This window comes from Comamonas sp. Y33R10-2 (genome assembly GCF_019355935.1).
Lineage (GTDB): Bacteria > Pseudomonadota > Gammaproteobacteria > Burkholderiales > Burkholderiaceae_C > Comamonas.
Genome location: NZ_CP079925.1, coordinates 2,679,383 through 2,706,105, shown reverse-complemented (window position 1 = coordinate 2,706,105; position 26,723 = coordinate 2,679,383). Strand labels below are relative to the sequence as shown.

The 26,723-nt window shown below is 58.1% G+C and carries 27 protein-coding genes; 6 read left to right on the top strand and 21 right to left on the bottom strand.

Annotated elements, in window-relative coordinates; all coding sequences use genetic code 11:
* The first annotated feature begins 123 nt into the window (after positions 1–123).
* Positions 124–2,217, top strand: a complete 2,094-nt coding sequence (locus tag KUF54_RS12035) for an acetoacetate--CoA ligase (protein WP_219343057.1) — start codon at positions 124–126, stop codon at positions 2,215–2,217.
* Here the strand turns inward: KUF54_RS12035 and KUF54_RS12030 are convergent.
* Complete coding sequence (locus tag KUF54_RS12030) at positions 2,214–2,963, bottom strand: enoyl-CoA hydratase/isomerase family protein (protein WP_219343056.1); 750 nt, start codon at positions 2,961–2,963, stop codon at positions 2,214–2,216. The genes KUF54_RS12035 and KUF54_RS12030 overlap by 4 nt on opposite strands.
* A 148-nt stretch (positions 2,964–3,111) precedes the next feature.
* Between KUF54_RS12030 and minC the strand changes: the two genes are divergently transcribed.
* Genes minC through minE form a run of 3 tightly spaced genes read left to right on the top strand, consistent with a single transcriptional unit; the run spans position 3,112 to position 5,007 of the window.
* Positions 3,112–3,858 carry a septum site-determining protein MinC gene (minC, locus tag KUF54_RS12025; protein ID WP_219343055.1) on the top strand — a complete coding sequence of 249 codons (747 nt, stop codon included), beginning with the start codon at positions 3,112–3,114 and terminating at the stop codon, positions 3,856–3,858.
* A 58-nt stretch (positions 3,859–3,916) separates the two neighbouring features.
* Entirely contained in the window at positions 3,917–4,729 is an 813-nt protein-coding gene (gene minD / locus KUF54_RS12020) for a septum site-determining protein MinD (RefSeq protein ID WP_219343054.1), read from the top strand.
* A gap of 5 nt (positions 4,730–4,734) precedes the next feature.
* Entirely contained in the window at positions 4,735–5,007 is a 273-nt protein-coding gene (gene minE / locus KUF54_RS12015; RefSeq protein WP_219343053.1) for a cell division topological specificity factor MinE, read from the top strand.
* 137 nt (positions 5,008–5,144) lie between these two features.
* Here minE and gorA read toward each other — a convergent pair whose 3' ends face one another.
* From gorA to KUF54_RS11940, 15 genes are all read right to left on the bottom strand, one after another.
* Entirely contained in the window at positions 5,145–6,509 is a 1,365-nt protein-coding gene (gene gorA, locus KUF54_RS12010; protein WP_219343052.1) for a glutathione-disulfide reductase, read from the bottom strand.
* 90 nt (positions 6,510–6,599) lie between these two features.
* A complete protein-coding gene (locus tag KUF54_RS12005) occupies positions 6,600–7,511 on the bottom strand; it encodes a TauD/TfdA family dioxygenase (protein ID WP_219343051.1) in 912 nt (303 codons plus the stop codon).
* 124 nt (positions 7,512–7,635) lie between these two features.
* Positions 7,636–8,160 carry a flavin reductase family protein gene (locus KUF54_RS12000; protein ID WP_219343050.1) on the bottom strand — a complete coding sequence of 175 codons (525 nt, stop codon included), beginning with the start codon at positions 8,158–8,160 and terminating at the stop codon, positions 7,636–7,638.
* Between the two features lie 196 nt (positions 8,161–8,356).
* Complete coding sequence (locus tag KUF54_RS11995) at positions 8,357–8,998, bottom strand: PolC-type DNA polymerase III (RefSeq protein WP_219343049.1); 642 nt, start codon at positions 8,996–8,998, stop codon at positions 8,357–8,359.
* A gap of 24 nt (positions 8,999–9,022) precedes the next feature.
* A complete protein-coding gene (gene hpaR, locus KUF54_RS11990; protein WP_219343048.1) occupies positions 9,023–9,514 on the bottom strand; it encodes a homoprotocatechuate degradation operon regulator HpaR in 492 nt (163 codons plus the stop codon).
* 90 nt (positions 9,515–9,604) lie between these two features.
* Positions 9,605–10,423, bottom strand: coding sequence for an aldolase/citrate lyase family protein (locus KUF54_RS11985; protein WP_219343047.1), 819 nt, complete (start codon positions 10,421–10,423; stop codon positions 9,605–9,607).
* A 115-nt stretch (positions 10,424–10,538) separates the two neighbouring features.
* Positions 10,539–11,993 (bottom strand): NAD-dependent succinate-semialdehyde dehydrogenase, encoded by a 1,455-nt coding sequence (locus KUF54_RS11980; RefSeq protein ID WP_219343046.1) that lies wholly within the window; start codon positions 11,991–11,993, stop codon positions 10,539–10,541.
* A 40-nt stretch (positions 11,994–12,033) separates the two neighbouring features.
* The gene (hpaH, locus tag KUF54_RS11975) at positions 12,034–12,867 is read right to left on the bottom strand and encodes a 2-oxo-hept-4-ene-1,7-dioate hydratase (RefSeq protein WP_219343045.1); all 834 of its coding nucleotides are present in this window, start codon (positions 12,865–12,867) and stop codon (positions 12,034–12,036) included.
* A 129-nt stretch (positions 12,868–12,996) separates the two neighbouring features.
* Complete coding sequence (locus KUF54_RS11970) at positions 12,997–13,425, bottom strand: 5-carboxymethyl-2-hydroxymuconate Delta-isomerase (protein WP_219343044.1); 429 nt, start codon at positions 13,423–13,425, stop codon at positions 12,997–12,999.
* 14 nt (positions 13,426–13,439) lie between these two features.
* The gene (hpaD, locus tag KUF54_RS11965; RefSeq protein ID WP_219343043.1) at positions 13,440–14,366 is read right to left on the bottom strand and encodes a 3,4-dihydroxyphenylacetate 2,3-dioxygenase; all 927 of its coding nucleotides are present in this window, start codon (positions 14,364–14,366) and stop codon (positions 13,440–13,442) included.
* A gap of 79 nt (positions 14,367–14,445) precedes the next feature.
* Positions 14,446–15,903 carry a 5-carboxymethyl-2-hydroxymuconate semialdehyde dehydrogenase gene (hpaE, locus tag KUF54_RS11960; protein WP_219343042.1) on the bottom strand — a complete coding sequence of 486 codons (1,458 nt, stop codon included), beginning with the start codon at positions 15,901–15,903 and terminating at the stop codon, positions 14,446–14,448.
* 91 nt (positions 15,904–15,994) lie between these two features.
* Positions 15,995–16,975, bottom strand: a complete 981-nt coding sequence (locus KUF54_RS11955; RefSeq protein WP_219343041.1) for a tripartite tricarboxylate transporter substrate binding protein — start codon at positions 16,973–16,975, stop codon at positions 15,995–15,997.
* Between the two features lie 42 nt (positions 16,976–17,017).
* Positions 17,018–17,773 (bottom strand): fumarylacetoacetate hydrolase family protein, encoded by a 756-nt coding sequence (locus KUF54_RS11950; RefSeq protein ID WP_219343040.1) that lies wholly within the window; start codon positions 17,771–17,773, stop codon positions 17,018–17,020.
* Positions 17,770–18,441, bottom strand: a complete 672-nt coding sequence (locus tag KUF54_RS11945) for a fumarylacetoacetate hydrolase family protein (protein ID WP_219343039.1) — start codon at positions 18,439–18,441, stop codon at positions 17,770–17,772. Before KUF54_RS11945 ends, KUF54_RS11950 begins: the two co-directional genes overlap by 4 nt.
* Positions 18,442–18,556: 115 nt before the next feature.
* The gene (locus KUF54_RS11940; RefSeq protein WP_219343038.1) at positions 18,557–19,933 is read right to left on the bottom strand and encodes a D-amino acid dehydrogenase; all 1,377 of its coding nucleotides are present in this window, start codon (positions 19,931–19,933) and stop codon (positions 18,557–18,559) included.
* A 44-nt stretch (positions 19,934–19,977) separates the two neighbouring features.
* Between KUF54_RS11940 and KUF54_RS11935 the strand changes: the two genes are divergently transcribed.
* Entirely contained in the window at positions 19,978–20,892 is a 915-nt protein-coding gene (locus KUF54_RS11935; protein WP_219343037.1) for a LysR family transcriptional regulator ArgP, read from the top strand.
* Between the two features lie 164 nt (positions 20,893–21,056).
* Here the strand turns inward: KUF54_RS11935 and KUF54_RS11930 are convergent, their stop codons facing one another.
* From KUF54_RS11930 to KUF54_RS11920, 3 genes are all read right to left on the bottom strand, one after another.
* Entirely contained in the window at positions 21,057–21,479 is a 423-nt protein-coding gene (locus tag KUF54_RS11930; protein WP_219343036.1) for a universal stress protein, read from the bottom strand.
* 59 nt (positions 21,480–21,538) lie between these two features.
* Positions 21,539–22,387, bottom strand: a complete 849-nt coding sequence (locus tag KUF54_RS11925; RefSeq protein ID WP_219346385.1) for a metallophosphoesterase — start codon at positions 22,385–22,387, stop codon at positions 21,539–21,541.
* A 137-nt stretch (positions 22,388–22,524) separates the two neighbouring features.
* On the bottom strand, positions 22,525–23,505 hold the full coding sequence (locus KUF54_RS11920; protein WP_219343035.1) for a LysR family transcriptional regulator: 981 nt from the start codon (positions 23,503–23,505) through the stop codon (positions 22,525–22,527).
* A gap of 133 nt (positions 23,506–23,638) precedes the next feature.
* Between KUF54_RS11920 and KUF54_RS11915 the strand changes: the two genes are divergently transcribed.
* Positions 23,639–24,067, top strand: a complete 429-nt coding sequence (locus tag KUF54_RS11915) for a hypothetical protein (protein WP_219343034.1) — start codon at positions 23,639–23,641, stop codon at positions 24,065–24,067.
* A gap of 283 nt (positions 24,068–24,350) precedes the next feature.
* On the opposite strand, the gene KUF54_RS11910 is transcribed toward KUF54_RS11915, so the two are convergent.
* Both KUF54_RS11910 and KUF54_RS11905 read right to left on the bottom strand, forming a co-directional pair.
* Positions 24,351–26,207, bottom strand: coding sequence for a phosphoenolpyruvate carboxykinase (GTP) (locus KUF54_RS11910; RefSeq protein WP_219343033.1), 1,857 nt, complete (start codon positions 26,205–26,207; stop codon positions 24,351–24,353).
* Between the two features lie 333 nt (positions 26,208–26,540).
* Positions 26,541–26,678, bottom strand: a complete 138-nt coding sequence (locus tag KUF54_RS11905; protein WP_219343032.1) for a hypothetical protein — start codon at positions 26,676–26,678, stop codon at positions 26,541–26,543.
* Between the last annotated feature and the right edge of the window lie 45 nt (positions 26,679–26,723).

The window sequence follows — 26,723 nt, the reverse complement described above, 5'->3', positions numbered from 1 at the left end:
GCGCCGTTGACGGTGAAGACAGACCTCGATTATCGGTATGCCCGCGCATCTGTGCTGCGCAGGTGACATCTGAGAGGGCGACCACCAATGACTTGCGCCCGCTGCAGCGCTAGTCTGGCCCTTATGTCCTGCGCACCTCAACACCCTGCCCCCTATGTGCCGCAAATGCGGCTGTACCAGAACTGGCTGCGTGAAACGCTCGGCCTGAGCTTTGCCGACTATGACGCGCTATGGCGCTGGTCCACCACCGATCTAGACGCTTTCTGGCAAAGCATCTGGGATTACTTTGAGCTGCAGTCACCCACGCCGCACAGCGCCGTGCTGGCCAAGAACGTTTTGCCCGGCGCGCAGTGGTTCCCTGGCGCGCAGGTCAATTACGTGCAGCAGGTGATGCGCCATGTACAACCCGCCCATGAGGCAGGCATGCCCGCCATCATCAGCCGCAACGAGCAAGGCCTGCACCGCGAGCTAAGCTGGCCCCAGCTGCGCAGCCAAGTCGCCGCACTGGCTCTGCACTTGCGCGCACAAGGCGTGGCCAAGGGCGACCGTGTGGCAGCCTATCTGCCCAATATTCCAGAAGCCATCGTCGCCTTTTTAGCCTGCGCCAGCCTAGGCGCAGTGTGGAGTATTTGCGCCCCTGACATGGGCACAAATGCGGTGCTGGACCGCTTCAAGCAAATTGAGCCCAAGGTATTGATTGCCGTAGATGGCGTGCACTACGCAGGCAAGGCCATAGACCGCCAAGATGTGCTGCAAGAGCTGCGCGCTGGCCTGCCCAGCGTGGGGCATGTGGTGTTGGTGAGCAATTTCAACACTTCAAAAACAATAGCAAACACTGCAGATTACATAAAGACCACAAGCCGAAATGATGCAGAAACTGCAGCCTTCGAGCCCGAATGGCTGGCGTTTGACCACCCCCTGTGGATTGTTTACTCCAGCGGCACCACCGGCCTGCCCAAGCCCATTGTTCACGGCCACGGCGGCATGGTGCTGGTGGCCTTGCAACTCAAGGCTTTGCACAACGACATTGGCTGCAGCTACGAACCCAATAGCTGGGGCGAGCGCTACCACTGGTACAGCTCCACGGGCTGGGTGATGTGGAATGCTCAGGTCAGCGGCCTGCTGGGCGGCACCACCTGCGTAATTTTTGACGGCAGCCCCGGCGGCAGCAAGGAAAAGCCCGATTGGAGCGTGCTGTGGCGCTTTGCCGCCGCGACGGGAGTGACCAGTTTTGGCTCAGGCGCAGCTTTTTATGCCAATTGCATGAAGTCAGGCGTTGATCTGGCGGCCTGCGGTGATCTTTCTCGCATACGCAGTTTGGGCAGCACAGGCTCGCCGCTGTCGGCCGAGGTGCAGCAATGGGGGACGGAGCAATTTGCCAAGCTGGGCACGCCCGATATCTGGTGGAACAACCTGTCTGGCGGCACCGACTTTGCCGGCGCCTTCATCGGCGGCAACCGCGATCTGCCGCTAGTGCCCGGCGTCATGCAGTGCCGCCAGCTGGGCGCGGCTGTCGAGGCCTGGAACGAGCAAGGCCAGCTTGTGATGGACGAGGTGGGCGAGTTAGTCTGCAGCCAACCCATTCCCTCCATGCCGCTGTTTTTGTGGGGTGATGCGGACGGCAAACGCTATCTGAGCAGCTATTTCGAGATGTATCCCGCAGGTCATGGTCGCCAACCCGGTGGCGGTGACGGTGCGCCCGACATGGGGCCGGTCTGGCGTCATGGCGACTGGATCAAACTACTGAGCGAAGGCGGCTGCATCATCTATGGCCGCAGCGACGCCACCATCAACCGCCACGGCCTGCGCATGGGCACCAGCGAGATTTACAGCGCTGTAGAAGCCCTGCCCGAGGTGCTGGACAGCATGGTGGTGGACCTGGAATATTTGGGCAAAGACAGCTATATGCCGCTTTTTGTGGCGCTGCGCCCCGGCTTGACGCTGGATGACGCCCTGCGCGGGCGCATTAATACGGCCATCCGCCAGGCTCTTTCGCCGCGCTTTGTGCCCGACGATATCTTTGCCGTGGCCGAGGTTCCCCGCACGCTCAGCGGCAAAAAGCAGGAGCTGCCCATCAAAAAGCTGCTGCTGGGCCAGCCGCTGGCCAAGGTGGTCAACAAAGACGCGATGGCCAACCCCGGCTGTCTGGACTGGTACGAGGCCTTTGCAAAACAGCATCTGGCCAAGGCAAACGCAAAAGCAAAAGCAACGGCTTAACAACCCTTGAACTGCGGCTGGCGCTTTTCGCGCCATGCTGCTCCACCTTCATTCAAATCGGCAGATTCAATCGTGGCCTGCACGGCAGCATCGATACTGGCCTTGTCATGCACCCCACGCGCAATAGCATTAAGGTGCTTTTTCATACCCAGCAGCGCCAGCGGAGCCATGCCAGCCAGCGTGGTCTGCAACTGCGTCACGCGCTCTTCAATATCGCAGCCATCCACCAGATCAGTCAGAAAGCCGCAATCCTTCATAGCCTGTGCATTGAGCTTCTCGCAGGTCAAAAACAAACGCTTGGCGGTATCTACGCCCAGTCGAGTGACATAGCGCTCCAGCCCCGAGAGGTAGAAATGCAGGCCCAGTCTTGCGGCAGGCATGAACATCTGGCTATAGGAGCCACCGACCCGAAAGTCGCAGGCCAGCGCCATATCGGTGGCGCCGCCAAACACGCCGCCTTGAATGGCGGCAATGGTGACGGCTCGGCAGCTTTCGATGGTAGCCACCATTTCGCCGAAGGAGCTGCCTTCGTTTTGGCTGTTCACAATCTCGCCAATGTCATAGCCGCTGCAAAAATGCTTGCCCACGCCTTGCAGCGTGAGCACCAGTACCTGCGGGTTGGCATTGACCTCATCGAGCTGGCGGCGCAGCGTAATCAGGTCTTCGGGCATCAATTTGTTGGCAACTTCAGGACGGCGCAAGGTGATGCTGGCACGGGCGCCCTGAATCAAAAGCTCTGGAGACATGGCGGTATTTTCATTCACACAGCGCAACACTTGAAATCTGAGGCACATCACGTGTTGCAGCTCAAACACTTAGCGACCATTTCTTTTGCCGGGACACAGGTACACTTTATCGTCCTCATAGAGCACCTTGTGTGCGCCGATCTCATCCATGTCCGTTGAATCGCCCGGCGCAGCGCGCCCCAGCTTTGACCTCAAGAGTGCACAACTCCCAGTGCTTTCCGTGGTGCTGCGTGGCACTGATATGCAGGCGCTGGAACAAGACCTGCAGCAGCGCCTCGCCGATGACCCCGATTTTTTCGACAACGACCCTGTGCTTATCGACCTCAGTCAGGTCAATACAGCCGAGGAAGAAATCGACTTTACGGCCTTGATCGCAGCCCTGCGTGCCCACCGCACCATGCCCGTGGCCGTGCGCGGCGGCAATGTGGCGCAAATGGCTGCAGCCCATGCGCTAGGCCTGACAGCCGCCCCTGACGCCATGCCCAGCCGCCGCGCTGAGCCGCAAATCCAGGAGGTCATCCGCGAAGTAGAAGTGGTTCACGAGGTGGAAGTACCCGCTCCGCGGGCGGACGCCATGATCGTAGACAAGCCGCTGCGCTCTGGTCAGCGCGTTTATGCCAAGGGAACTGACATTGTGGTTCTGGACATCGTCAGTTATGGTGCTGAGGTGATCGCCGATGGCAACGTCCATATTTACGCACCGCTGCGCGGTCGTGCGGTGGCGGGGGCTAGCGGCAACACCAATGCCAGAATTTTTAGTACTTGCATGGAGCCACAACTGCTTTCCATAGCGGGGATCTATCGCACAATAGAAACCGATCTCCCCAAAGAAATCGCCGGCAAACCTGCCAAGGTGCGTCTGGAGGGAGAAAAAATCATTATTGAGCCGGTGTGAGAGACGCACCGGCCGCCCTATTAACCTGCCTCATAAGTCTTTAAGGAATCGTGCAAACATGGCCAAAATTGTCGTAGTGACTTCTGGCAAAGGCGGTGTCGGCAAGACCACCACCAGCGCCAGCTTCGCATCCGGACTCGCATTGCGCGGCCACAAGACCGCTGTTATTGACTTTGACGTGGGTCTGCGCAACCTCGACCTGATCATGGGCTGTGAACGCCGCGTGGTCTATGACTTGATCAACGTGATTCAGGGCGAAGCCAATCTGCATCAGGCACTGATCAAAGATAAGCAGTGTGACAACCTATTTGTGCTGGCCGCATCGCAAACGCGCGACAAAGACGCTCTGACGCAAGAAGGCGTGAAGAAAGTGCTGGACGATTTGTCCGCCATGGACTTCGACTACATCGTCTGCGACTCACCCGCTGGCATTGAAAGCGGCGCGCTGATGGCCATGCACTACGCTGAAGAAGCGCTGGTCGTCACAAATCCCGAAGTCTCATCCGTGCGTGACTCGGATCGCATTTTGGGCATGCTCGGCTCCAAGACCGACCGCGCCATGAAGGGCGAGACCATTAAAGAGCACCTGCTCATCACCCGCTACAACCCCAACCGGGTGGAAGACGGTCAGATGCTGTCGCTGGAAGACATTCAGGACATTTTGCGCATCGATCTAATTGGTGTGATTCCTGAGTCCGAGACCGTGCTGCAAGCCTCAAACCAAGGTATTCCCGCCGTGCACATGCAAGGCACGGATGTGGCCGAGGCCTATCAGGATGTGGTGTCGCGCTTCTTGGGTGAAGAAAAGCCTATGCGCTTTACGGAAGCGGTTAAACCCGGTTTCTTTAAGCGTATGTTTGGTGGGAGGTAAACCGGATGTCGATGTTGTCGTTTTTGCTCGGTGAAAAGAAAAAGTCTGCATCGGTCGCCAAAGAGCGCCTGCAAATCATTTTGGCGCGTGAGCGTGTGGGTGGCAGTGAAGGCAGTAAGCCAGACTATCTGCCTGCCCTGCAAAGAGAGCTGATGGCCGTGATTTCCAAATATGTGGACATCAATCCTGAGGACATCAAAGTGCACTTGGAGCGCCAAGAAAATCTGGAAGTGCTTGAAGTCAAGATCGAGCTGCCGGACGCAAGAGTCACCTCTTGATGAGCGCTGCGTAAGCAGCTTGATCAGCGTGACTCATGAAACTCATCAATTGATAGCAACAAGTCTTTAATTGATAAGCACTCTGCAAGCGTTTTATAAAAAATGGGCCTTTAAAAGGCCCATTTTTCATTTCCGCTTTATTCCCGAACCGGCTCTCGCATCGTCACCAGTTCCTCGGCCACCGTGGGATGAATGCCAATCGTCGCATCAAACTGCTGCTTGGTTGCGCCGCACTGCAGCGCCACAGCAAAGCCTTGCATCAACTCGCCCGCGCCCTCGCCCACCATATGCACGCCGCGCACACGCTGATCGGCTTTGGATACGATGAGTTTGAGGAAAACGTTCTCAGGCTCGGCCCCCATGCGGTTGGTCAGCGGCCTAAAGCTGCTTTTAAAAATTTGCACCGCACCAAAGCGCTCGCGGGCCACCTTTTCAGATAAGCCCACGGTGCCGATCTGCGGGTGCGAGAACACGGCGGTAGGAATCAACTCGTAATCAGGCGCATGCTTGCCGCCCTTGCCAAAGAGGTGATGCGCGACCACCGTTCCCTCGGCCAGCGCCACAGGGGTTAGCGCCATGCGATCGACCACATCGCCCACGGCATGAATGGATGGAACGTTGGTGGTAAAGCGTGAATCAACCTCCACCGCCCCCTTGTGAGTGCGGTGCACGCCCGCCACGTCAAGGCCCAGCCCTTCGGTATGGGGCACACGGCCGGTGGCGTACATCACGCAATCCACCACCAACTGCTCGCCACTTTTGAGTTGCAAGTGCAGGCCGTCGGCTTGCTTGTCTATGGACTGAATTTCCTCGTTCCAGCGGAAACTCATACCCTGCTGCGCCATCTCTTGCGCCAAGTGCAAGCCTAGGTCGGCATCAAAGCCGCGCAGCAGTTGCTGGCTGCGGTGCAGCAAAGTCGTCTGCGCACCCAGACCGTGAAAGATGGAGGCAAATTCGACGGCGATATAGCCGCCGCCCACCACCACAACGCGCTGCGGCAGTTGCTTGAGGTGGAAAGCTTCGTTGGAACTGATGGCGTGCTCAACACCCGGAATATTCGGCAGGTGAGGTGTTCCGCCCACGGCAATCAAAATATGGCGGGCACTGATGCTTTGGCCATTGACCAGCACGCTATGCGGGCCCGAGAGCGCCGCATGGCCACGAATGACGGTGATGCCTGCGCCCGTCAACATACCCTCATAAATGCCGTTCAAGCGCTCAATTTCGCGGTCCTTGTTGGTGATCAGCGTGGGCCAGTCAAACTGAGGCTGGGCCATTTGCCAGCCATAGCCACGCGCTTCATCAGCGAGCTGGCTGAAATGTGCGGCATGGCTAAGCAGCTTTTTGGGGATGCAGCCGACGTTCACACAGGTTCCGCCTAGCTGGGCAGACTCCACCACTGCGACACGGGCGCCCAGCCCTGCAGCCACGCGGCTAGCGCGCACGCCGCCAGAGCCGCCGCCAATGACAAGAAGGTCGTAATCAAAGTTTTGCTGCTGCATTTTCTGCCTCGCTGGTTTGGATGTTCAACGCAGTTGCGCTCTGCGTTGAACTCTACAAGACAAGATTGCAGCAGGTAGCTAAACCCCTCGTTAAAACGGTTTGTCACCAATAACGGTCGCCCGGTGCATGCGGCGCACCGCAGGAAAGTAGTCCTGAACTGCGTAGTGCTGAGTAGAACGGTTGTCCCACATGGCGATGGTATTAGACTGCCAGCGCAGACGCATCTGGTACTCCAAAATAGCGGGCTGGCGCAGCAGATATTCCATCAGGTCATGCTGCTGGGCGTGAATCTCGTTGGCCGAGCGAAAGCCGCTGAAGTCCGATGTGAAGTTGGCAAAGTGGGTGACGAAGGTTTCGTTCACATACAAAATTTTCTTGCCGCTTTCAGGATGGGTGCGTACCACCGGATGCACCACGGGCGGATATTTGCCACGCGCCAGCGCTTGCTCTTCAGGCGTCATGCGCGCGCCAAAGGAGGGCAGGATGTCATGCACGGCAAAAAGCTTGGCTATCTGCTGCTTACGCGCTTCGGGCAGCTTTTCGTAAGCCAATTCCATATTGACCCACACCGTATCGCCACCTACTTCGGGGCATTCCACGCAGCGCAGCACCGATGCCGTAGTAGGCGTCTCGCGCCAAGACACATCGGTGTGATAAACGTTTTCGGTACCCGGAATCTTGTTGTTGCCGCCCAGCAGCACCAACTCAGGATGCTCGGGGTGCTGAGGCAGCACTGGGTGATGCTCCAGATCACCAAAGCGGCGGGCAAACGCCACATGCTGGGCCGGCGTGATGTTCTGATCGCGAAACACTAGTACCTTGTGCGCAACCAGCGCCTGACGCAACTCCTGCGCCTGCACATCACTCAACGGCTGGCGCAGATCAAGGCCCGACACTTCTACGCCAATGGCGGGGGAAATGCGCTTGAGTTCAATACCCGCATGGCTGGCGACGGTCACCCGGGCTTGTGTATAGCTGATGCTGTCTTCGCACTCGATCATGACGTCTCTCCAAAGCGTTGCCGTTTGTCCTGCGGTCTGCAGGCATACGAGGCAATCTAGAGCGAGCGGGAGGGATCGGTATCGTTCAAGCCGACTAGGTAGCGCTGCCTAGTCAGGCAGAGGCTTACTTCTGAATGCCGTGGCTGTGCATATGACCCGCGTGATAGAGCAGCGGGCTGAGGCCTGCATGGTGCTCACAGCGCTCTACCTCGCCGATGAAGAGCAGGTGGTCGCCCTCTTCATGCTGGCGCAGATTGCGGCATTCAAACACCGCCGCGCAACCTTCTAGCAGCGGCACGCCATGCTCTGAATCATGGTGCGCGGTTTGACTAAAGCGATCTGCGCCCTTGCGTGCGAACAACTCAGCCAGCGATTGCTGCTCGGCAGACAGCACATGAACTGCGTAATGCGTGCAGCCTTGAAACACCGGCAATGAGTTGGCATGCAAACCCAAGCTCCAAAGCACCAGCGCAGGCGCAAGCGACACGGCATTAAAGGAGCTGACGGTGGTGCCCACTGCATGGCCTTGTGTGCTGCGTGCCGTGATGATGGTCACGCCGGTGGCAAATTGCCCCAAAGCATCACGAAGTTCGCGCTGCGAAAAGGGCAAGGCCGGGCGCAAGACAGAGGTAGGCAAAGCAGAATTCACGAAATTAACAGCACAAAACGGCGACCTTGAAGGCGCGCCACAGTTCAATTTCAGCAGGGCAAAAAGCTCCTGCAGGGCGTAGCCAATTATCAACGTGAACCTCAGCGGTCACAAACGGTAAGGGATTGCGAGCGAGACTCTTTAAATTTGATAGCTACAAGTCCTTAATCTATAAAGACTACAGACCTATCTCCTATCAACCCTCTGTTTGCATTGCCAGTAGACCTTGTTCGGCTTGCTCCATCAACCAGCCGTTGGCCTTGGCCTTGGTGCAGCGCTGCAGCTGCATCAGCAGCGCATGTTCAGGCCAAGGCAAGGCGTGGCGGGCGCATAGGTCTTGCTGCATGCGCGCCAGCAGGGCTGCGGCCATTTCGGCATCGGCCAAGGCACGGTGAGCGCGGCCTGTGGTGGGCAGTTGCAGATAGCGCGCCAGGTTGCCAAGGCTATGGCTGGGCGCCTGCTGGTAGATGCGGCGCGACAGCAGCACCGTGCAGGCGAAGGGATGGGGTGCGGGCTCGCCCGCTAGCTCCAATTCAGCCTGCCAGAACTTGCTGTCAAACGCTGCGTTGTGCGCCACCATGGGCGCAGTACCCACAAAGCGGGCCGCGTCGCGCATGACTTGTGCAGCCGGTGGTGCCGTGCGCAGCATCTCGTTGGTGATACCGGTCAGCTCGGTGATGAAAGGGGACACCCAAGCCCCGGTCTGCATCAGGCTCTGAAAGCGATCGACCACGCGGCCTTGCTCCAGCAGCACGATGGCCACCTCGGTGGCACGGTCGCCCTGGCTGGGCGACATGCCCGTGGTTTCAAAGTCGATGACCGCAATTGCAGCACTCATGAAGACATGGCTCCGTAGAAAAAATCAGTCGGGTGCCATCTCATCTTCGCCGGGCAGACCCAGGCGCTGCACCACATGCTCAAGCACGTAGTACAGCTGCTCGATTTCCTTGGTGCCCACCAGACGCTCAATCTCGGCATAGATTTGCTCGGAATGCGGTGCGATCTCGGCCACGATGGCGTGGCCTGCCGGCGTGAGACCAAACTCCGAGCCCCGCAAATCAGCCACATGGCGGCCACGCTTGATCAGTGCACGCTCTTCCAGCGTCTTGAGCAAGCGCGAGAGACTGGGCATGCTGATAAAGGTCGCCTGCGACAGCTCCATGGGGCGCAGCCGATGGTCAGCAGCCGACATGGCACGAATCACACGCCACTGCTGCTCCGTCAGTCCATGCGTGCGCAGCGAGGGGCGAAAGCGCACCATGACCGACTCACGTGCCTTGAGCAAGGCCATCGGCAGGGAACGCGCAAAAGAGCGCATGGGTTCAATGGCGTGAGTGGAGTCGTGCAAAGTCATGGCAAGGGTGAATAGGCGGGCGGGCTCGCTCGATTGTATGTAAGTGGCCCACACGGCGGTTAAGCGAAAGGCCTCTGCTTTCCCGACACATCAATAGGTGCTGCTGGGCAGCACTGGTTGGACGTCTTTGAATTTCTTCGCCAACGCGCTGCTCGCCTGCACCAGCAACCCCGTATCCAGCCCCACAGCGACAAAGCTGCAACCCAGTGCCAGATAGTTGCGAGCCAGCGCTTCATTGGGCGTCAGAATGCCGGCCGCCTTGCCGGCCTTGCGAATCCGTGCAATCGCATCGACAATCGCCGCCTGCACACCGGGATGGCCGGGGTTGCCCACATGGCCCATGGCGGCAGACAGATCCGCCGGGCCGATAAAGACACCGTCCACACCTTCGGTAGCTGCAATCGCATCCAGATTGTTCAGCCCCTGCACAGACTCCACCTGCAGCAGCATGCAGACCTGTGCATTGGCCTCATGGTAGTAGTTGGCACGACGCCCCCAGCCCGAGGCACGTGCACCGGCCATGCCGCGAATCCCGCCCTTGCCGTCGTCTTGCGGATAGCGCGATCCACGCACAAGGCGCGCAGCCTGCTCACCAGTTTCCACCATGGGCACCAGCAGTGTCTGCACACCCATGTCCAGATACTGCTTGATCAGCATCTCGCCCAAATCTCCATGTCCCATGGGAATACGCGCAACCGCATGGGTTTGCGGATAGGCCGCAATCGCCTGCAACTGACTCAGCAACGTCAAAGTGTCGTTGGGCCCATGTTCACCATCAATGAGCAGCCAGTCAAAGCCTGCGCCGGCACATATTTCCGCCGAATAAGGGCTCCCCAGCCCCAGCCAAAGGCCAATCTGCGACTGCCCTGATGCGATCGCGGATTTGAAGGTGTTGGTAGGTGTTTGCATAACAGTTTTCACAAGAACCAAATATTTGAAACTGGCGCGCACTAAGTCAAAGACATCAAGCAAGGGCCGCCCCGCCGCGACGATGTCGTCCCCTGGGGGGAAGCGGCGTAGCCGCTCAGGGGGCAATACAAAGATATTTTGTGCTCACATATTCCTCAATGCCCGCAGCCCCGCCCTCGCGCCCAATGCCTGATTGCTTGACGCCACCAAACGGCGCTACCGCCGTGCTGATGACGCCGCTGTTGATGCCCACCATGCCGTATTCCAGCGCTTCGCCGACGCGCCAGACTCGCCCCACATCGCGGGCATAAAAGTAAGCAGCTAAACCGAACTCCGTGTCGTTGGCCATGCGAACTGCATCTGCCTCGGTCTTGAAGCGAAACACTGGCGCCACCGGCCCAAATACTTCTTCCTTCGCGATACGCATATGGCTTTGCGCATTGCCCAGAATGGTCGGTTCATAGAAGCTTCCGCCCAGCGCACTGCGCTTGCCGCCGGTGATGACATCCGCGCCTTTGCTGACGGCGTCCTGCACCAACTCTTCCACCTTGTCGATGGCTGCGCTATCAATCAGCGGGCCTTGGGTGACACCCGGCTCCAAGCCATTACCCACTTTCAGCGTGAGCACTGCGGCCTTGAGTTTGGCCATGAAGGTGTCATGCACGCTGTCCTGCACCAGCAGGCGATTGGCACACACGCAGGTCTGACCTGTGTTGCGATATTTCGACGCCATGGCGCCCTCTACCGCAGCATCCAAATCGGCATCATCAAACACGATAAAGGGCGCGTTACCGCCCAGCTCCAGCGACATTTTCTTGAGCGATGGAGCACATTGCTGGGCCAGTACCCGCCCCACTTCGGTGGAGCCGGTAAAGGTCAGCTTTCGCACGGCCAGGCTGGCCGTCAGCACGCCGCCAATGGAGCGCGCCGAGCCCGTCAGAACACTGAACACACCCGCTGGCACACCGGCGCGCTGCGCGAGCTCTGCCAGCGCCAGAGCAGACAGCGGTGTCTGCGGTGCGGGCTTGACGATGATGGTGCAACCCGCAGCCAGCGCGGGTGCAACCTTACGCGTGATCATCGCCGCCGGAAAATTCCACGGCGTAATGGCTGCACACACCCCCACGGGCTCCTTGCTCACCACAATGCGCTTGTCACCCCAAGGTGAAGGAACGGTGGAACCATAAATGCGGCGCGCCTCTTCGGCAAACCACTGCACATACGATGCCGCGTAAGCAATCTCGCCGCGCGACTCCGCCAGTGGCTTGCCCTGCTCTACCGTCATGATCAGTGCCAAATCTTCCTGATTCGCCATTAACAGCTCAAACCATTGCTGCAAAACCGCTGCACGCTGCTCCGCCGTTTTCGCCCGCCACTGCGCAAAAGCACGCTCTGCTGCGTCAATCGCAGTTTGCGTTTCAACCTCAGCCATATGGGGAACGAGCGCCAGCAAATCACCTGTGGCCGGATTGTTCACCTCCATGGTTTCACCGCTGTGTGCAGCCAGCCATTGGCCATCTATCAAGCACAGATTCTTCAGCAGGCCAGGGTCCCGTAATTGCAATGCCATCTCATCTCCTCATCGCTGTATTTGTCGCCAAACAGCTCGATCACACAAAGCGAAATTTCAGCTTTCCAAGTGCCCCGTAATCCGCTTCAAACGCATCACCGGCTTTTGCCGCAACAGGCCGCGTAAACGAGCCCGCCAGCACAATCTGGCCGGCTTCAAGCGACTCCCCCCAAGGCGCAAGTTTGTTCGCCAGCCAGGCCACGCCAATGGCAGGGTGGCCCTGCACACCTGCGGCCAGACCCGTCTCCTCCACCACGCCGTTCTGGCGCAAGATGGCACCGCACCAAGGCAAATCCATACCGGCTGGTTCGGCGCGATGCGCACCCACCACAATGCCGGCGTTTGCAGCGTTATCGCTGATGGTGTCGAACACCTTGCGCATGACCTTGGTGTGGCGGTCAAACTGCTCGATACGCGAGTCGATGATTTCGATCGCTGGCGTCACATACTCCGTTGCAGCCAGAACGTCTTCAATCGTCAGGTTCTTCCCTCCTTCCAGACACGGGCCACGCAGTGGGCTCTTGAGTACAAAAGCCAGCTCCACCTCAACGCGGGGTGCGATGAAATGGGATGCCGGTATCTCCAACACTTCACCAGGTGTGGCGGTGTAGAGCATGGAGTCAAGCAAAGTGCCGTAATCGGGCTCGTCAATCTGACTGGCCATCTGCATGGCGCGCGATGTCAGGCCAATCTTGTGACCAATGACCTTGCGGCCCGCCGCAATCTGCATGCCCACCCAGGCCCGAGAGACACGGTAGCCATCCTCAATCGTCATGCCCGGAAAGCGCTTGGAAAAATGCTCCACCTGCTGGCGCGATTTCTCGCTTGCATCCAGTTCCTGAGCCAATTGTGCAATCAGTTCTTGGGTAAACATATCAGTCCCTCGTTACGTTATCGCCGCCAGTGAACCTGGCACACGCCCATCCGGGACACCGAGGAAGGGGCGCCCCGCACCAGAGGTGTCGTCCCCCTTGGGGGAAGGCGCGAAGCGACTCAGGGGCTCTCATTGAAACAGTGGATGCAGATTGCTGTGCTTGCCGTCATAGACCTGACCCGGGGATTCATCCACCTGCACAGTCAAGCCCAGATGCCGCTTTTTGAACACGGGTTGCAGATGGTCTTTTGCGCATTGCAGCAGGGCATCACCAGCCTGCTTTTTCACCTCGACAGAGCGCCCTGTTCCCATGCGCAGATTGAGGTAGACAAAGCCATAGTCACCATCGCCTCCAGCAGCGATTCCAGCAGCACCACCGTCGGCCACCGCATGGTGGGCAGCCGGGTAGGCAAACACACGTGTGCCGCCCGTGGGAAAGACCTGCGAGCCATCTTCAGAGCGCACCGTCAGCATGGTGTCGGCCAGCTTGCGGCACAGCCCACCCACATCAGCATCGGACTCCAGATTGCCGGTGTAGAGAATCACGACATGCGGCATGAGTCAAATCCTTGTCAAAGTCTGGAAGCCATGGCGGCCGATGCGTTAGCGCTGCTGGCCTGCGCCGCAGGCACTGCCCTGCCATCCTGCGCAGTCACAGGGAATATGGCATTGATCTGACCCGTCCCTGATGCGCCGAAGTACGGCGTGATGATCTCTGCCTTGCCGTCATAAGCAGACCAGCCCAGCGCACCCATCAGCATGGCGGTATCGTGCATAAATCCTTCGCCATGGCCCTTGGCCGCGTACTCCGGCAACATGCCGCAGAAGGTCTGCCATTCACCCGCTTTCCACTGGCGAATGACTTCCTGATCGAGCTGCTCCAGAAACGGACTCCAGACCTTGAAGGCCTGCTCAGCCGCTTGGCCGTTTTGCGCAAAGCGATGAGACAAGGAGCCGCTGGCCAAAATGGCCACCGTGCCGTCGAATTGCTCCTCAACGGCACGTCGCACAGCCCAGCCCAGACGAGCACTGTCGTTAAGGTAATGCGCCATGCACATAGCCGAGATGGACACCACTTTGAAGTGCTGGTCCTCGTTCATGTACCGCATGGGCACCAGCGTGCCGTATTCGGGCTCGAGCGTAGTGGCGTCATGCGCCAAAGTCTCGACATTCAGCGCACAGGCCTCGGCCGCCAGCAGCTTTCCCAGCGCGGGATTGCCGGGGAACTCATACGGCATATGGCTGATGAAATGCGGCAACTCATTGCTGGTGTACAGCCCCTGAAAATGCGGCCCGCACAGCACGTGATAGTTGGCATTGACCAGCCAGTGCGTGTCAAACACCACCAGCGTATCCACTCCCAGATCGCGACAGCGCTGACCAATGGTCTTGAGCCCGTCAATCGCATCCTGGCGTGTGCCCTTGCGCGGCCCATCAAGCTCACTCAGATAGAGCGATGGCACATGCGTGATCTTGGCCGCCAGTGCAAGCTTTCCCATGATCTGCCTCCTTGTTTCTCATCCCTTAAGCTATCCATTGAGAAACAATTTTGTTTCTCGTTGCCTTTGCCACGGAGTCTTAAGCGCCCCAGTGGGGGATGTGATGGCTGCCCATGGACACAGCCACGTTCTTCGGCTCGCAAAACACTTCATAGCTCCAGGTGCCGCCTTCGCGGCCCGTGCCTGATGCCTTGGTGCCGCCAAAGGGTTGACGCAGATCGCGCACGTTCTGGCTGTTGACAAAGCACATGCCGGCTTCGACGGCCGCAGCCACGCGGTGGGCCTTGCCAATGTTCTCGGTCCACACATAGCTGGACAGCCCATACTGAATGTCATTGGCTAGGCGGATGGCATCGGCCTCATCGCTGAACGGGATGATGCAGGCTACGGGGCCAAAGATTTCTTCCTGGGCAATGTGCATGCGGTTGTCTACATCGGCAAATACCGTGGGCAGCACATAATTTCCGTTCTTGACGCGATCGGGCACCACGGGCGCATCCAGACCACCGCAGAGCATGTTCGCACCCTCTTTCTGACCTAGCTCGATGTAGTGGCGCACCTTGGCCAGATGGCCCTGGCTGATCATGGGTCCGACAATGGTTTTCTCATCCAGCGGATCGCCCACGGTGATGCGCTTGGCGCGCTCCACAAAGCGCTCGACAAACTTGGCGTAAATGCCTTTTTGCACCAGGATGCGGCTGCCTGCGGTGCAGCGCTCGCCGTTGTTGCTAAAGATCATGAACACGGCGGCGTCCAACGCCCGTTCAAAGTCGGCATCATCAAAGATCACGAAGGGGCTCTTGCCACCCAGCTCCATGCTGAACTTCTTAAGACCTGCCGATTGCACAATGCGGTTGCCGGTGGCGGTCGATCCGGTAAAGGACACCGCACGCACATCACGGTGCGCGACCAGTGGCTCGCCCGCATCTTTGCCGAAGCCATGCACCAAATTCAGAACACCGGGGGGTATGCCTGCCTCCAGTGCCAATTCACCCAAGCGGGCGGCCGTCATGGGCGAGAGCTCGCTCATCTTGAGCACGGCCGTGTTACCAAACGCCAGGCATGGCGCGACTTTCCAGGTCGCTGTCATGAAGGGCACGTTCCACGGCGAGATCAGCGCACACACGCCCACGGGGTGAAACAGCGTGTAGTTCAGGTGCGTGGGCGTGGGGTAGGTGTGGCCGTCTACACGCGTGCACATCTCGGCAAAGTAGTAGAAGTTGTCGGCAGCGCGCGGGATCAGCTGCTTGCCGGTTTGAGCGATGACCTGACCGCAGTCATTCGTCTCGGTCTGGGCAATCTCTGGCACATGCTGGGCGATCAAATCGCCCAGTTTTCGCACCAGCTTGGCACGCTCTGTAGCGGGCATGCCGGCCCACTTTGGAAAGGCTTCTTTGGCAGCAGAGACAGCAGCGTCCACGTCAGCAGCATCGCCGCTGGCCACTTCGGCCAGTACCTCCTGTGTCGCAGGATTGACGGTTTCAAAGTAGTCTTTTCCGGCCACACTTTTGCCATTGATCAGATGGTCGATCCTCATTGCTCTCTCCTGTTCCCTGACGGGCTTCTCGGGCTTCCTGCTACCACTTGGGCGATGGTGGAGCCCATGCGAGGCATGGGCTCTGTTGTACTCAATCCAGCTGAATATTTTTATCTTTAACCAGCACGGACCAGGTCTCGCGCTCGGACTTCACATACCGGGCCATATCCTCTGCATTGCTAGGTCGTGCCTCCCAGCCAGCATCAAACAAGCTCTGGCGCACCGCCGGTTCATGCATGGCTTTTTGCAGCTCTGTGCTCAACTGTTTCTGGATGTCTGCCGGTGTACCTTTGGGCACGACCAAGCCTTGCCAGGTATAGGCCTCCACCTTAGAAAAACCCAATTCACGAGCCGTAGGAACATTCGGCAATTGCGGAATACGTTCACCCGACATGGCCAGCAATGGAATGGCCTTGCCTGCCTTGACGGCGCTGATGCCGCTTGGCAGATCCAGCATCATCAGCGGGATCTGATTTCCCATCAGCTCCTGCAAGGCAGGTGCGCCGCCCTTGTAGGGAATATGTTGCAGAGAAACATTGGCTTCGCGCTGAAACAGCTCCAGAGCCAGATGGTGGGGACTGCCTGTGCCTGCCGTGCCGATGCTGTATTTGCCTGGCTCTTTACGCAGCGCAGCAAGCAAACCCTGTGCATCCTTGATGCCCAGCTGTGGAGAGGCAACGATGACCAATGGCGAGCGTCCCATCATCCCCAGCAAGGCAAAGTCTTTCTGCGGGTCATAGCGCAGCTTTTTGTACAGCAGGCTGTTGTAGACCAGCACACCGTTGTCCGCCGAGAAAATGGTGTAGCCATCTGGTGCAGAACGCGCAACCAGCTCCGACGCAAGGATCGCACTCGCACCGGGACGGTTATCCACCACGGCTTGCTGCCCGATTTGATGTGACAGCTGGGCGCCGACCGTGCGCGCCAAAAAGTCCGTTCCACCACCGGCGGGATAGCCCACCACCCAACGCAAAGGCTTGTGCGGATAGGTTTGTGCCGAGGCAGAAAAACTCATACCCAATAAGCCGCCTACCGCCAGCGCGGCGGCGGCGATACGAAAAGATAAACGCATATCTCAGTCTCCTTAGGTTGGATGGCTGCTGGTGTACGCTCTTCAGATGTCTTGCAACGTGTTGACTAGCGTTCCAATACCGTCAATGGCAGTTTCCACCACGTCCCCAGCGTTGACATTGACTACCCCGTCGGGTGTTCCCGTCAGGATGACATCGCCCGCCTGCAGCGTCATGATGCTGCTGAGGTAGGCAATCAACTCTGGAATGCGGTGAATCATGTGGCTGGTGTTGCCACTCTGGGTTTGCTGGCCGTTGACACGGGTGTGCAGGGCCAGTGCATGGGGATCGGGCACATCACTGGCATCTACCAGCCAGGGCCCGATCACGGTGCTTGCATCGCGGTTCTTGACACGCAAATTGGGGCGGTACCAGTTCTCCAGATAGTCACGTACCGCATAGTCGTTGCAGACGGTGTAGCCAGCCACATATTGCATGGCATCGGCAGCCTGTACGTTTTTGGCGGTACGACCAATGACCACAGCCAGTTCGCACTCGTAGTGCATGAAGCTGGCGTCCGCTGGACGGGGCGTAAAGCCTCGGTGGCCCACCAGAGAGTTCGGTCCTTTGAGGAACACCAGAGGTACATCTTTGGTGCTGACAGTCAACTCGTGCGACAACTCTTTGACATGGTCCGCATAGTTCAGACCCAGCGCAATGATTGTGCCGAATTCCAGTGGAGGAAGCCATTGCACCTGCGTCTCGGCCACCACCTGACCATCGGGCAGTTGCACGCGACCATCGGCACTTTCAGTCACAGCCAGTTCTTGACCGTTCAGGATCACACGTCCGCGCTTCATGCCAGCTCCTCCTCGACCACAGAGTGCGTCAACTCGCCTAGGCCGGGCACCACGATACGAACCTGATCGCCAGCACGCGCCACGGGTGATCCTTCGCCAGGACCCAGCAGCAGAACATCGCCAACGGCCAGCGTCATGAATTCAGTCACATCCACCAGCAACTGAGCGGCCGTACGCACCAGCGTGGCAAAGCTGCGCTCATAGACGCGTTCACCGTTGATACAAATGCTGAGGGTCGCGTGATCGAGGTCAAAACCTGCTTCGTCCTTGAACAACTGGCTCATGGGACAAAAGCCATCTCGATCGCGCTGCTGAATGGCGGGGCGGTAGTAATTTTCGTGCGGCAAAGTCAGGTCGCTGACCACCACAAAACCCGCGACATAGCTGAGCGCCTCATCTACCGAGACACGGCTCGCCGTTTTGCCGATGACCAGACCAATCGTGGCATCGACGCGCACCTCGCCCGGCTCTGCCGGCACCTGCACTTTGGCTCCCTCTGCAGCGAATGTATTGCGCGGCTTGATGTAGAGAACAGGAGCCTTAGGCGCAGCCTTATAGGGCGCGTTCACGAATTGTGGAGACAGTCGCTCCAGCGTGGAACGATCATTGAGCAGCGCGCCGTAAACGGTGCGCAATGGCAGGCTGTCGCTGAAGAAAGAGGGCTGCATCTGCGTGATGAATATTTAGTTAACATGGTAATGTTCGTCTCACCACATCAACCCGTCAATCCGTTTCGCGCAGGGTTTTTACTTAATCTGTTAATTAATTTTGTAACCGTCAGATTCAGGCTGTCGTCGCCATTTGTGCCGGTGCAGGAGAGTGCAACTTCTCACCCCAAAAGCCAAAGTCAAGCGCTGGCTGCTCACCACTCATCAAGGCCGCCATAGCTTTGCCAGAGCCAGCACCATGGGTCCATCCCAACGTGCCGTGGCCCGCATTGACCCATATGCCCTGCGCCTGCGTCGCGCCAATGCAAGGGATGTTGGTGGGTGTAGCCGGGCGCAGGCCACACCAGAACTGCGGCTCACCCCCTTCTTCGGGCAAACGGGTATCACACACGCCGGGCATCAGCTCTTCAACGCGCCTGACCAGCATCTCGCAGCGCGCACGGGCCGTGGGGGTTTCGAGGCGCATATCAAAGCCGCCCAGCTCAATCGTTCCTGCCACGCGCAAATGATTGCCTAGACGCGTCATGGCCACTTTGCGGCTGTCGTCGATGGTGGAGACGATGGGTGCTTTTTCTGGCTGCAGCAGCGCCAGCGTAGCGCTATAGCCCTTGCCGGGGTAGATGGGCACATTCACGCCCAACGGCTTGAGCAGCAGCGGTGTGTATGAGCCGCAAGCGACCACCACAGCATCAGCACTTAGCGTGCGTACTGCGCCGCCCTCATTGGCTTGAATTTTGATGCGAGCCGGCGCATTTTTACACCCTGCCTGCAAGCTCAAAATTTGCTGACCGTAGAGAAACTCAACACCTGATTGATCGCACAAATCCGCCAGTTTTTCGGTGAAGACACGTGCGTCGCCAGACTCATCCGTTTGAGTAAACGTGCCGCCTGCAATCTGCGCAGCATAGGGGGTGAAGGCGGGCTCGATTTTGAGCAGTTCATCACGGCTGACCAAGCGGCGTTGCACGCCGTATTGGCGCATCAATTGCACACCTTCTGCAGCCTCATCAAACGCTTTTTGACTGCTGTAGAAATGCGCAATACCGCGCTCTAGTCGCTCGAAGGTGATGCCGGTTTTTTTAACCATGTCTTTGAGCGCCACATGGCTGTATGCACCCAGCGCCACAATCTGCTGCACATTGCGCGCAAACGCCTTGTCATTGCACTGGGCAAGGAACTGTAAACACCAGCGCCATTGCGCAGGATCTAGCTGCGGCCTGAACAGCAGCGGGGCTTCTTTATCAAACATCCATTTCAGTGCTTTCCAGGGCGCTTGGCGGTTAGCCCATGGCTCGCAATAGCTGACCGAAATTTGGCCACCATTGGCATAGCTCGTCTCCAGCGCCGGGCCGCTTTGGCGGTCCACCACGGTGACTTGATGGCCGCGCTCGCGCAGATGCCAGGCGGTGCTGATGCCGATGATGCCGGCGCCTAGGACGATGATGTTCATGCGGCCAGTGTCTGCACAGTTGCAAAAAATCAAAAGCACCATTAAATTTTCAGCAGTTTCATCAGTTTTGCTAATGGAGTTTCTGCATGAGTTCTTGGGACCCCGCTGCGCTGGAATGTCTGGCCGCCATTGTCGAAGAAGGCGGCTTTGAACGCGCTGCGCAAAAGCTGCATATCACCCAGTCAGCCGTGTCCCAACGTCTGCGTGCGCTGGAGTCGCAAGTGGGCTCGGTGCTGGTCGAGCGCACACGCCCCGTTAAACCCACCAGCGCGGGGCGGCTGCTGCTCAAGCACGCCAAACAGCTGCGCCTGCTGCGCGCCGATCTGACGCATGAGTTACAAGCGCTGGCGCCGCAAACGGGGCAGAGTCTGGCCGGTGAAATAGTCTCTATCGCCATCAATGCCGACAGCATTGCGACATGGGCCATGACGGCGCTGGATGACCTGGTGCGCAGCGGCCTGCCGCTGGAAGTTGTGGTGGACGATCAGGACTTCACGCAAGAGCTGCTGCGGTCCGGTCAGGTCATGGGCTGCGTGACCACGCTGAGCCAAGCGCTGCGCGGCTGCACTGTGCAGCCACTAGGGGCTATGCGCTATGTCGCCGTGGCATCGGCAGACTTTGCGCAAGAGAAGCTGCCGCAGGGGCTGACGCACAAGAACTTTAAGCAGCTTCCCTTTCTATCTTTCAACCGCAAAGACGATATGCAGGCCGAGTTTGTGGCGCGCTTTTTGGGGCTGCGCAACGTGCAGCTGCAGCATCAAATTTTGCTACCCAGTTGCGAGGCACAAGTGCGCGCCGTGCGTGCCGGCTGGGGCGTGGCGGTGCTGCCAGAGCTGCTGGTGCAACCTGCGCTACACAGCGGAGATTTGGTCGATGTAGCGCCCGGGCATGCGCTGGCGATTGCCCTGTACTGGCATTGCTGGAATTTGGAGTCGCGCGTGCTCTCTCGCGTCAGTCAGGCACTGCTTGGTAAGGCGCAGCAGTTGCTGCAAGTCTCATAGAAATCAAACAAGAAAAAAGGCCGTGCTTTGCAGCGCGGCCTTTGAAGAATGTGTGCCTTTAGAGGTGCTTTGGTTTTTGTAGCTTTAAGTCCTCTAGATTCATTGGTATCACACTGATTTACGGCTGAAACGCTTGTATCTCAGTGACTACCAGCTATGAATTTTTAGCGGATCAGCAGCACAGGAATAGTGCAACCCGCCAGCACTTGCGAGCTGACCGAACCCATGACCAAACGACCCAGTGCGCCGTGGCCATGTGTGCCCATAGCTATGAGGTCAAACTTGCCCTCTTGCGCTTCGTGGATGATGGTGTCGGCAATCGGGCCCACTTTGTTGATGCTTTGCGCTGGCACGCCACGAGCCTTCAAGAACTCTTGCACGGGCTGCAAAATCTTGGTGCTCTCTTCGTCGTAATACTCTTGCACCACATCCTTGCCCAGCGCAGCGCGGGCACGGGCTGGCAGCAGCGGCTGCACGGTGATAACGGTGTATTCATGGCCTGCGCCCAGCATCTCTTGATGCGAGGTCAAATAAGCCAGCATTTTTTGGGTGTAAGCACTTCCGTCAACAGCGAGCAAGATCTTCATACCAACGTCTCCTTGTGAATGCCTCAAGACTAATGGCTTGAGGTTGTGTCGATCTTGACTTAGCTCAAGTCAATTGTCGATGCCGGTAAAAAACCCTCTTGCTCGCCTTTGCGTGCATAGCCCAGCGGATTAGCCACCACGCGGCATTGCCAGTCACTGCCATCTGCGTGCTTGCCTTTTGCCACATAGTCGCTGGCGCAATGCAGGTGACCGTGCAGCCACAGTTGGGCATAGGGCAGGTAATCATCCATGACGTTGCAAAACCCCGCCGTACCGGGCACCAGTCCGTAGCGGGGATCTGCGCTGCGCAAACTGGGGGCAAAGTGCGTAACAGCTACCGTCGGCCCATCAAAAGGCTGCTGCAGCGCGGCGCGCAGCCAGTCTTGGCACAGCAAGCTTTCATCGCGCATGGGCTCGGCCAAGAAGGCCTCGCTCTGGCGCGTTCCACCGGTCTTGCGCAAGTAGAAGTTGGCAGCGCGAAACGCCTTATCGCGCAGCTTGTGCAGGCGCGTCATGTCGGTCACGCCTTCGTTCATGGCAATGGCGTCAAAGTCGCTCCACAGCGTGGTGCCGATGAAGCGCACACCGTCCATCACCACGGTTTCGCGGTCCAGCCAGATCAAGCCCAACTGGTCGCAGGTGCGCTGTAGGCGCAGCCTAGCTTCGTCAAAATCCTGCATGTCATATTCGTGATTGCCGGGCACAAACATCACGGGCGTGGGCCAACCTGCGTACTCGGGTAACGGCGAAAAGCGTTCTAAACCAAAGTACTCACCGTTGAGCATGGAGTTGCTCTGGTAGGAGCCAATGTCTCCGGCCAGCACCAGCACATCAGCCCCGGCCGCGGGCTGGGCCACAAATTGAGGGTGGACTTCAAGGTGCAGGTCGGATAGCAGCTGGATCTTCATGGCCATGAGTTTAGAGTCTGTTGAGGCTTGATCGAAGGTCGCGTTGTGTCGACAAGGGGTTGAATGCGTGGCGCACGGCTAGATCGGCAACCGGCCTGCATCTTTCTCGACTTCAAGCAAATCTCAGCAGACCCACCTCACCCGTGCGGCGTGACTTGGGCTAAGCCGTTGGCAAAAGTGATCTCTGCAGCACGCGACAGCGTTTTTAGCAGCCAGTCATAAGCCTGTGGGTGCGGGCCACGGCGGCGCCACAAAGCATCCACATGCACAGGCATGACATCAAACGGCAGCTCGCGCAGCACCAGCTCCTCACTCATACCAGTGACCGGCACAAAGTGGCGCGGCAAGATAGTCAGCAAGTCTGAGTTGATGACCACGCGAGCGGCCGTAAAGAACTGGTTGACCGTGAGCACAACTTCACGCGAGCGCCCCAGCGAGGCCAGCGATTCATCAATAAAGCCAAAAGAGCGACCCGAGAAGCTGACCAGCATGTGGCGGGCAGCGCAATAGTTATCGAGCGTGAGCGGCACATGCTCCAGCGGGTGGCCCTTGCGCATCACGCACAGGTACTCGCCTTCATACAAGCGGCGACTATCAAACGCCACCAGCCCGCCCGCTTGAGCGCGGGCCGTCAAGTCGGCCAGCACGGCGGGGAAGTAGCCCACGGCCATGTCGGCCTCGCCAGCGTCCAACAAAGCCCGCGGGTCACGGGTGATCATGGGCAAAAGCCGTACGCCGACACCCGGCGCTTCGCGCGCAAGCATCGGGTACAGCGGCGGGATCAGCGTAGCAGCCGTGGCATCGGCCATGGCGATGACGAAGGTTGTGTCTGCCGTCTCAGGGTCGAACGCGTCAGGAGCCAGCGCTCCTTCAAGATGCTGCAGCGCCTCGCGAATTACCGGCCACAAGGCCTGAGCCCGCGGAGTGGGCTCCACGCCCTGCCCTTGGCGCACCAGCAACTCGTCACCTAGCACCTCGCGCAGGCGGCGCATGGCGTTGCTGACGGCGGGCTGGGTAATGCTGAGCTTGCGCGCCGCGCGTGTCAGGCTGCGCTCGGACATGACCTCATCAAAAACGCGCAGAAGGTTGAGGTCGAGTGATCGGAAGTTGAGGGACATAGTCTGTTAATTCATCACTAACGTGAATGCTACAGATTCAAAATATAAATTTGAACACGCCTAGGGTAATCCCTATAGTTACACCTACTCCCCGGGCAAGTCGCCAAAAGCGTGGGTCAAAGGGTTAACTGCCATGAGCAATTTCATTTTCAACTCCTACAGCGTCGAACACACCGGTGTGGTGCGCCTTTATCAGGCAAGCGACGAACGCATGGCCGCTTTGGCCGCCGAATACGAAGCCAAGGCTCAGTCCAAAGTCAATTGGACCGTACTGGCCACCGTTCTCGCAGCCTTGGCCATTGTCATCTCTCAAGTCACAGAGACTTGGAGCAACGGTCACATGCTAGCTGCATGGATGGTGCTGTGGGCCATGGCATTCGGCAGCGTGGCGCTATTTTCCACCCCCGCCCGCCGTGCAATCAACCTCGTTCGCTCCGGCTACCGCGCTTGGGTCAAGAGTCGCCAACAAGCCGCAGCCGATGAGCGCGTCTGGAACGCCGCTTTGCAAGACGCCCGCCTGATGGCTGATCTGGCTCGCGCCATGGATCGCCAAAGCCGCTAAGCGCTCAGACACTTTCCGCAAAAAAGCCGCTAGCCCATAAGGCCAGCGGCTTTTTGTATGGAGAGATGGATTTTGAATCAAACAACCCTCTAATCCTTATTCCATATAGGCATACAGCTACAAAAACAGAAGCAAACAAAAGCCCCGCCGGGAAAACCAGCAGGGCTTTTTTAATGGGTGTGGCTCAAAGCAAGATAGTGAGCAAGGGCCGCCCCGCAGCGAGGCTATCGCACACTCCCGCGCAAGCGAGAGAGGGAGAAGGCGCGAAGCGCCTCAGGGGGTATCAAGCGCTCAGGCGCTTTTCCAATTCTGCCTTGGTAGTCAACATGGCCTTAGGCAGGTTGTAGGCCAGCTTGTCGAAATGCTCGCCGTGCAGCTGCATTTCCTCAGCCCATGCAGCCTTGTCGATGTTGGTCACGCTGTCGAACTGAGCGGCGTTGAAGTCCAGACCCGTCCAGTTGATTTCAGCGTATTGAGGTGCAATGCCAAAAGCTGTTTCTTGACCTTGGACTTGGCCTTCCAGCCGGTCAATCATCCACTTGAGCACGCGCATGTTTTCACCGTAGCCGGGCCAGACAAACTTGCCTTCGGCGTTCTTGCGGAACCAGTTGGTGGTGAAAATCTTAGGCAGAGTCGCGCCCTGACCTTCAATCTTGGCACCCAGATCCAGCCAGTGCTGGAAGTAGTCGCTCATGTTGTAGCCAGCGAAAGGCAGCATGGCGAACGGATCGCGGCGCACCACGCCTTGCGCGCCAAAGGCGGCGGCTGTGGTCTCAGAGCCCATGGTGGCAGCCATGTACACGCCTTCAGTCCAATCGCGCGCTTCGGTGACCAAAGGCACCGTGGTGGAGCGGCGGCCGCCAAAGATGATGGCGTCGATCTTCACGCCCTTTTGGTCGTCCCACGCTTCATCGAGTGCAGGGTTGTTGATGGCAGCTACGGTGAAGCGGGCGTTAGGGTGGGCAGCCTTGGCGCCAGTTTCCTTGGCGATTGCAGGTGTCCAGTCATTGCCTTGCCAGTCGATCAGGTGATCGGGCAACTTGCCTTGGTCTTTTTCCAGACCTTCCCACCACACGTCGCCGTCATCAGTCAGCGCTACATTGGTGAAAATCACGTTCTTGTCCAAGCTCAACATGCAGTTCGGGTTTGTGAGCATGTTGGTGCCGGGGGCTACGCCAAAGTAACCAGCTTCGGGGTTGATCGCGCGCAAGCTGCCGTCGGCTTGGGGCTTGATCCAGGCGATGTCGTCGCCAATGGTTGTGACTTTCCAGCCATCGAAGGCCTTAGGTGGCACCAGCATGGAGAAGTTGGTCTTGCCGCAGGCAGAAGGGAAGGCGGCAGCCACGTGGTACTTCTTGCCTTCAGGATTCGTCACGCCCAAGATGAGCATGTGCTCGGCCAACCAACCTTGATCGCGGCCCATGGTGGAAGCGATGCGCAGCGCAAAGCACTTCTTGCCCAACAAAGCGTTGCCGCCGTAGCCCGAGCCGTAAGACCAGATTTCGCGAGTTTCTGGGTAGTGAACGATGTACTTGGTCTTGCTGCAAGGCCATGTGGTTTCGTCCTTTTGGCCAGCAGCCAGAGGCGCTCCAATGGTGTGCACGCAAGGCACGAACTCGCCATCGGTGCCGATCACGTCAAACACGGCCTTGCCCATGCGAGTCATGATCTTCATGTTGACGGCCACATAGGGGCTGTCAGACAACTCGATACCCACGTGGGCGATGTCCGAGCCCAGCGGGCCCATGGAGAAAGGCACCACGTACATGGTGCGGCCAGCCATGCAACCGTCGAACAAGGGGTTCAAGGTAGCGCGCATTTCTGCGGGCTCCATCCAGTTGTTGGTGGGGCCGGCGTCTTCTTTTTTGGTGGAGCAGATGTAGGTACGGTCTTCAACACGGGCCACATCAGAAGGATCGGTCCATGCCAAGAAAGAGCCGGGGCGCTTAGCCAAAGGCTTGAAGGTGCCTGCGTCCACCAGCTGCTGGCAAAGCGCGTCGTATTCGGCTTGCGAGCCATCGCACCAGTGGATGTGGGCGGGCTTGCACAGCGCGGCCATATCAGCCACCCAAGCGATGAGCTTGGGGTTCTTGACGTATTCAGGAGCCTGAATGTTCAGGCTTTGTACAGCGGCGTTCATGGGGAAGTCCTTCAATTAATAAACCAATTTTTCAAAGAAGCAGTCCTAAAGAACTGTTGAGACTGCTTCTTTGAAAAAAGGCTTTTGAAGTTGTCTTGCTGACTTTCCTCGCACTCTCTTCACGCTTTCCAACCCCTGAAATCAGTCAAAACAAGTTGCTAAACAAAGGGAAGGGAGATCGATTTTAGAGATCGGCCCTTCATTTGTCAGCAACTCATATTCAATATTTATGCATTTTAAGCATTGAAATATGCATTTATGTGTTCTCGTACAGTCTTTAAGCGCGTAAAAAAACCCCGCTAAGCGGGGTTCGGTCAAAAGTATTTAGGGCGGCTAAGCCATAGTCACGGCGATAAAAGCCAGCAAAAACATCAGCACAGCACCAGCTGCGGGCAGGACGATGGGCATATAAGGCACGATGGCTTCTGCCGCGTCTACGGGCTCTTCGTTTACGACGGGATCATGTGACATGCGATCAATGCTCCTTCAATAATGGTTGCTTTGCATTGTGGCGCA

Coding starts and splice junctions, on each gene's coding strand:
- KUF54_RS11995 (WP_219343049.1), bottom strand. CDS start 8,998: ATGAGTGCTGCAATTGCGGTCATCGACTTTGAAACCACGGGCATGTCG.
- KUF54_RS11980 (WP_219343046.1), bottom strand. CDS start 11,993: ATGGCATTGCAATTACGGGACCCTGGCCTGCTGAAGAATCTGTGCTTG.
- KUF54_RS11930 (WP_219343036.1), bottom strand. CDS start 21,479: ATGAAGATCTTGCTCGCTGTTGACGGAAGTGCTTACACCCAAAAAATG.
- minC (WP_219343055.1), top strand. CDS start 3,112: ATGTCCGTTGAATCGCCCGGCGCAGCGCGCCCCAGCTTTGACCTCAAG.
- KUF54_RS11985 (WP_219343047.1), bottom strand. CDS start 10,423: ATGCAAACACCTACCAACACCTTCAAATCCGCGATCGCATCAGGGCAG.
- KUF54_RS11925 (WP_219346385.1), bottom strand. CDS start 22,387: ATGAAGATCCAGCTGCTATCCGACCTGCACCTTGAAGTCCACCCTCAA.
- KUF54_RS11955 (WP_219343041.1), bottom strand. CDS start 16,975: ATGCGTTTATCTTTTCGTATCGCCGCCGCCGCGCTGGCGGTAGGCGGC.
- KUF54_RS11950 (WP_219343040.1), bottom strand. CDS start 17,773: ATGAAGCGCGGACGTGTGATCCTGAACGGTCAAGAACTGGCTGTGACT.
- minE (WP_219343053.1), top strand. CDS start 4,735: ATGTCGATGTTGTCGTTTTTGCTCGGTGAAAAGAAAAAGTCTGCATCG.
- KUF54_RS11905 (WP_219343032.1), bottom strand. CDS start 26,678: ATGTCACATGATCCCGTCGTAAACGAAGAGCCCGTAGACGCGGCAGAA.
- KUF54_RS11940 (WP_219343038.1), bottom strand. CDS start 19,933: ATGGTGCTTTTGATTTTTTGCAACTGTGCAGACACTGGCCGCATGAAC.
- minD (WP_219343054.1), top strand. CDS start 3,917: ATGGCCAAAATTGTCGTAGTGACTTCTGGCAAAGGCGGTGTCGGCAAG.
- hpaR (WP_219343048.1), bottom strand. CDS start 9,514: ATGACTTTGCACGACTCCACTCACGCCATTGAACCCATGCGCTCTTTT.
- KUF54_RS11945 (WP_219343039.1), bottom strand. CDS start 18,441: ATGCAGCCCTCTTTCTTCAGCGACAGCCTGCCATTGCGCACCGTTTAC.
- hpaE (WP_219343042.1), bottom strand. CDS start 15,903: ATGAGGATCGACCATCTGATCAATGGCAAAAGTGTGGCCGGAAAAGAC.
- KUF54_RS11920 (WP_219343035.1), bottom strand. CDS start 23,505: ATGTCCCTCAACTTCCGATCACTCGACCTCAACCTTCTGCGCGTTTTT.
- KUF54_RS12030 (WP_219343056.1), bottom strand. CDS start 2,963: ATGTCTCCAGAGCTTTTGATTCAGGGCGCCCGTGCCAGCATCACCTTG.
- hpaH (WP_219343045.1), bottom strand. CDS start 12,867: ATGTTTACCCAAGAACTGATTGCACAATTGGCTCAGGAACTGGATGCA.
- KUF54_RS12005 (WP_219343051.1), bottom strand. CDS start 7,511: ATGATCGAGTGCGAAGACAGCATCAGCTATACACAAGCCCGGGTGACC.
- KUF54_RS11915 (WP_219343034.1), top strand. CDS start 23,639: ATGAGCAATTTCATTTTCAACTCCTACAGCGTCGAACACACCGGTGTG.
- gorA (WP_219343052.1), bottom strand. CDS start 6,509: ATGCAGCAGCAAAACTTTGATTACGACCTTCTTGTCATTGGCGGCGGC.
- KUF54_RS11970 (WP_219343044.1), bottom strand. CDS start 13,425: ATGCCGCATGTCGTGATTCTCTACACCGGCAATCTGGAGTCCGATGCT.
- KUF54_RS11935 (WP_219343037.1), top strand. CDS start 19,978: ATGAGTTCTTGGGACCCCGCTGCGCTGGAATGTCTGGCCGCCATTGTC.
- KUF54_RS11910 (WP_219343033.1), bottom strand. CDS start 26,207: ATGAACGCCGCTGTACAAAGCCTGAACATTCAGGCTCCTGAATACGTC.
- hpaD (WP_219343043.1), bottom strand. CDS start 14,366: ATGGGAAAGCTTGCACTGGCGGCCAAGATCACGCATGTGCCATCGCTC.
- KUF54_RS12035 (WP_219343057.1), top strand. CDS start 124: ATGTCCTGCGCACCTCAACACCCTGCCCCCTATGTGCCGCAAATGCGG.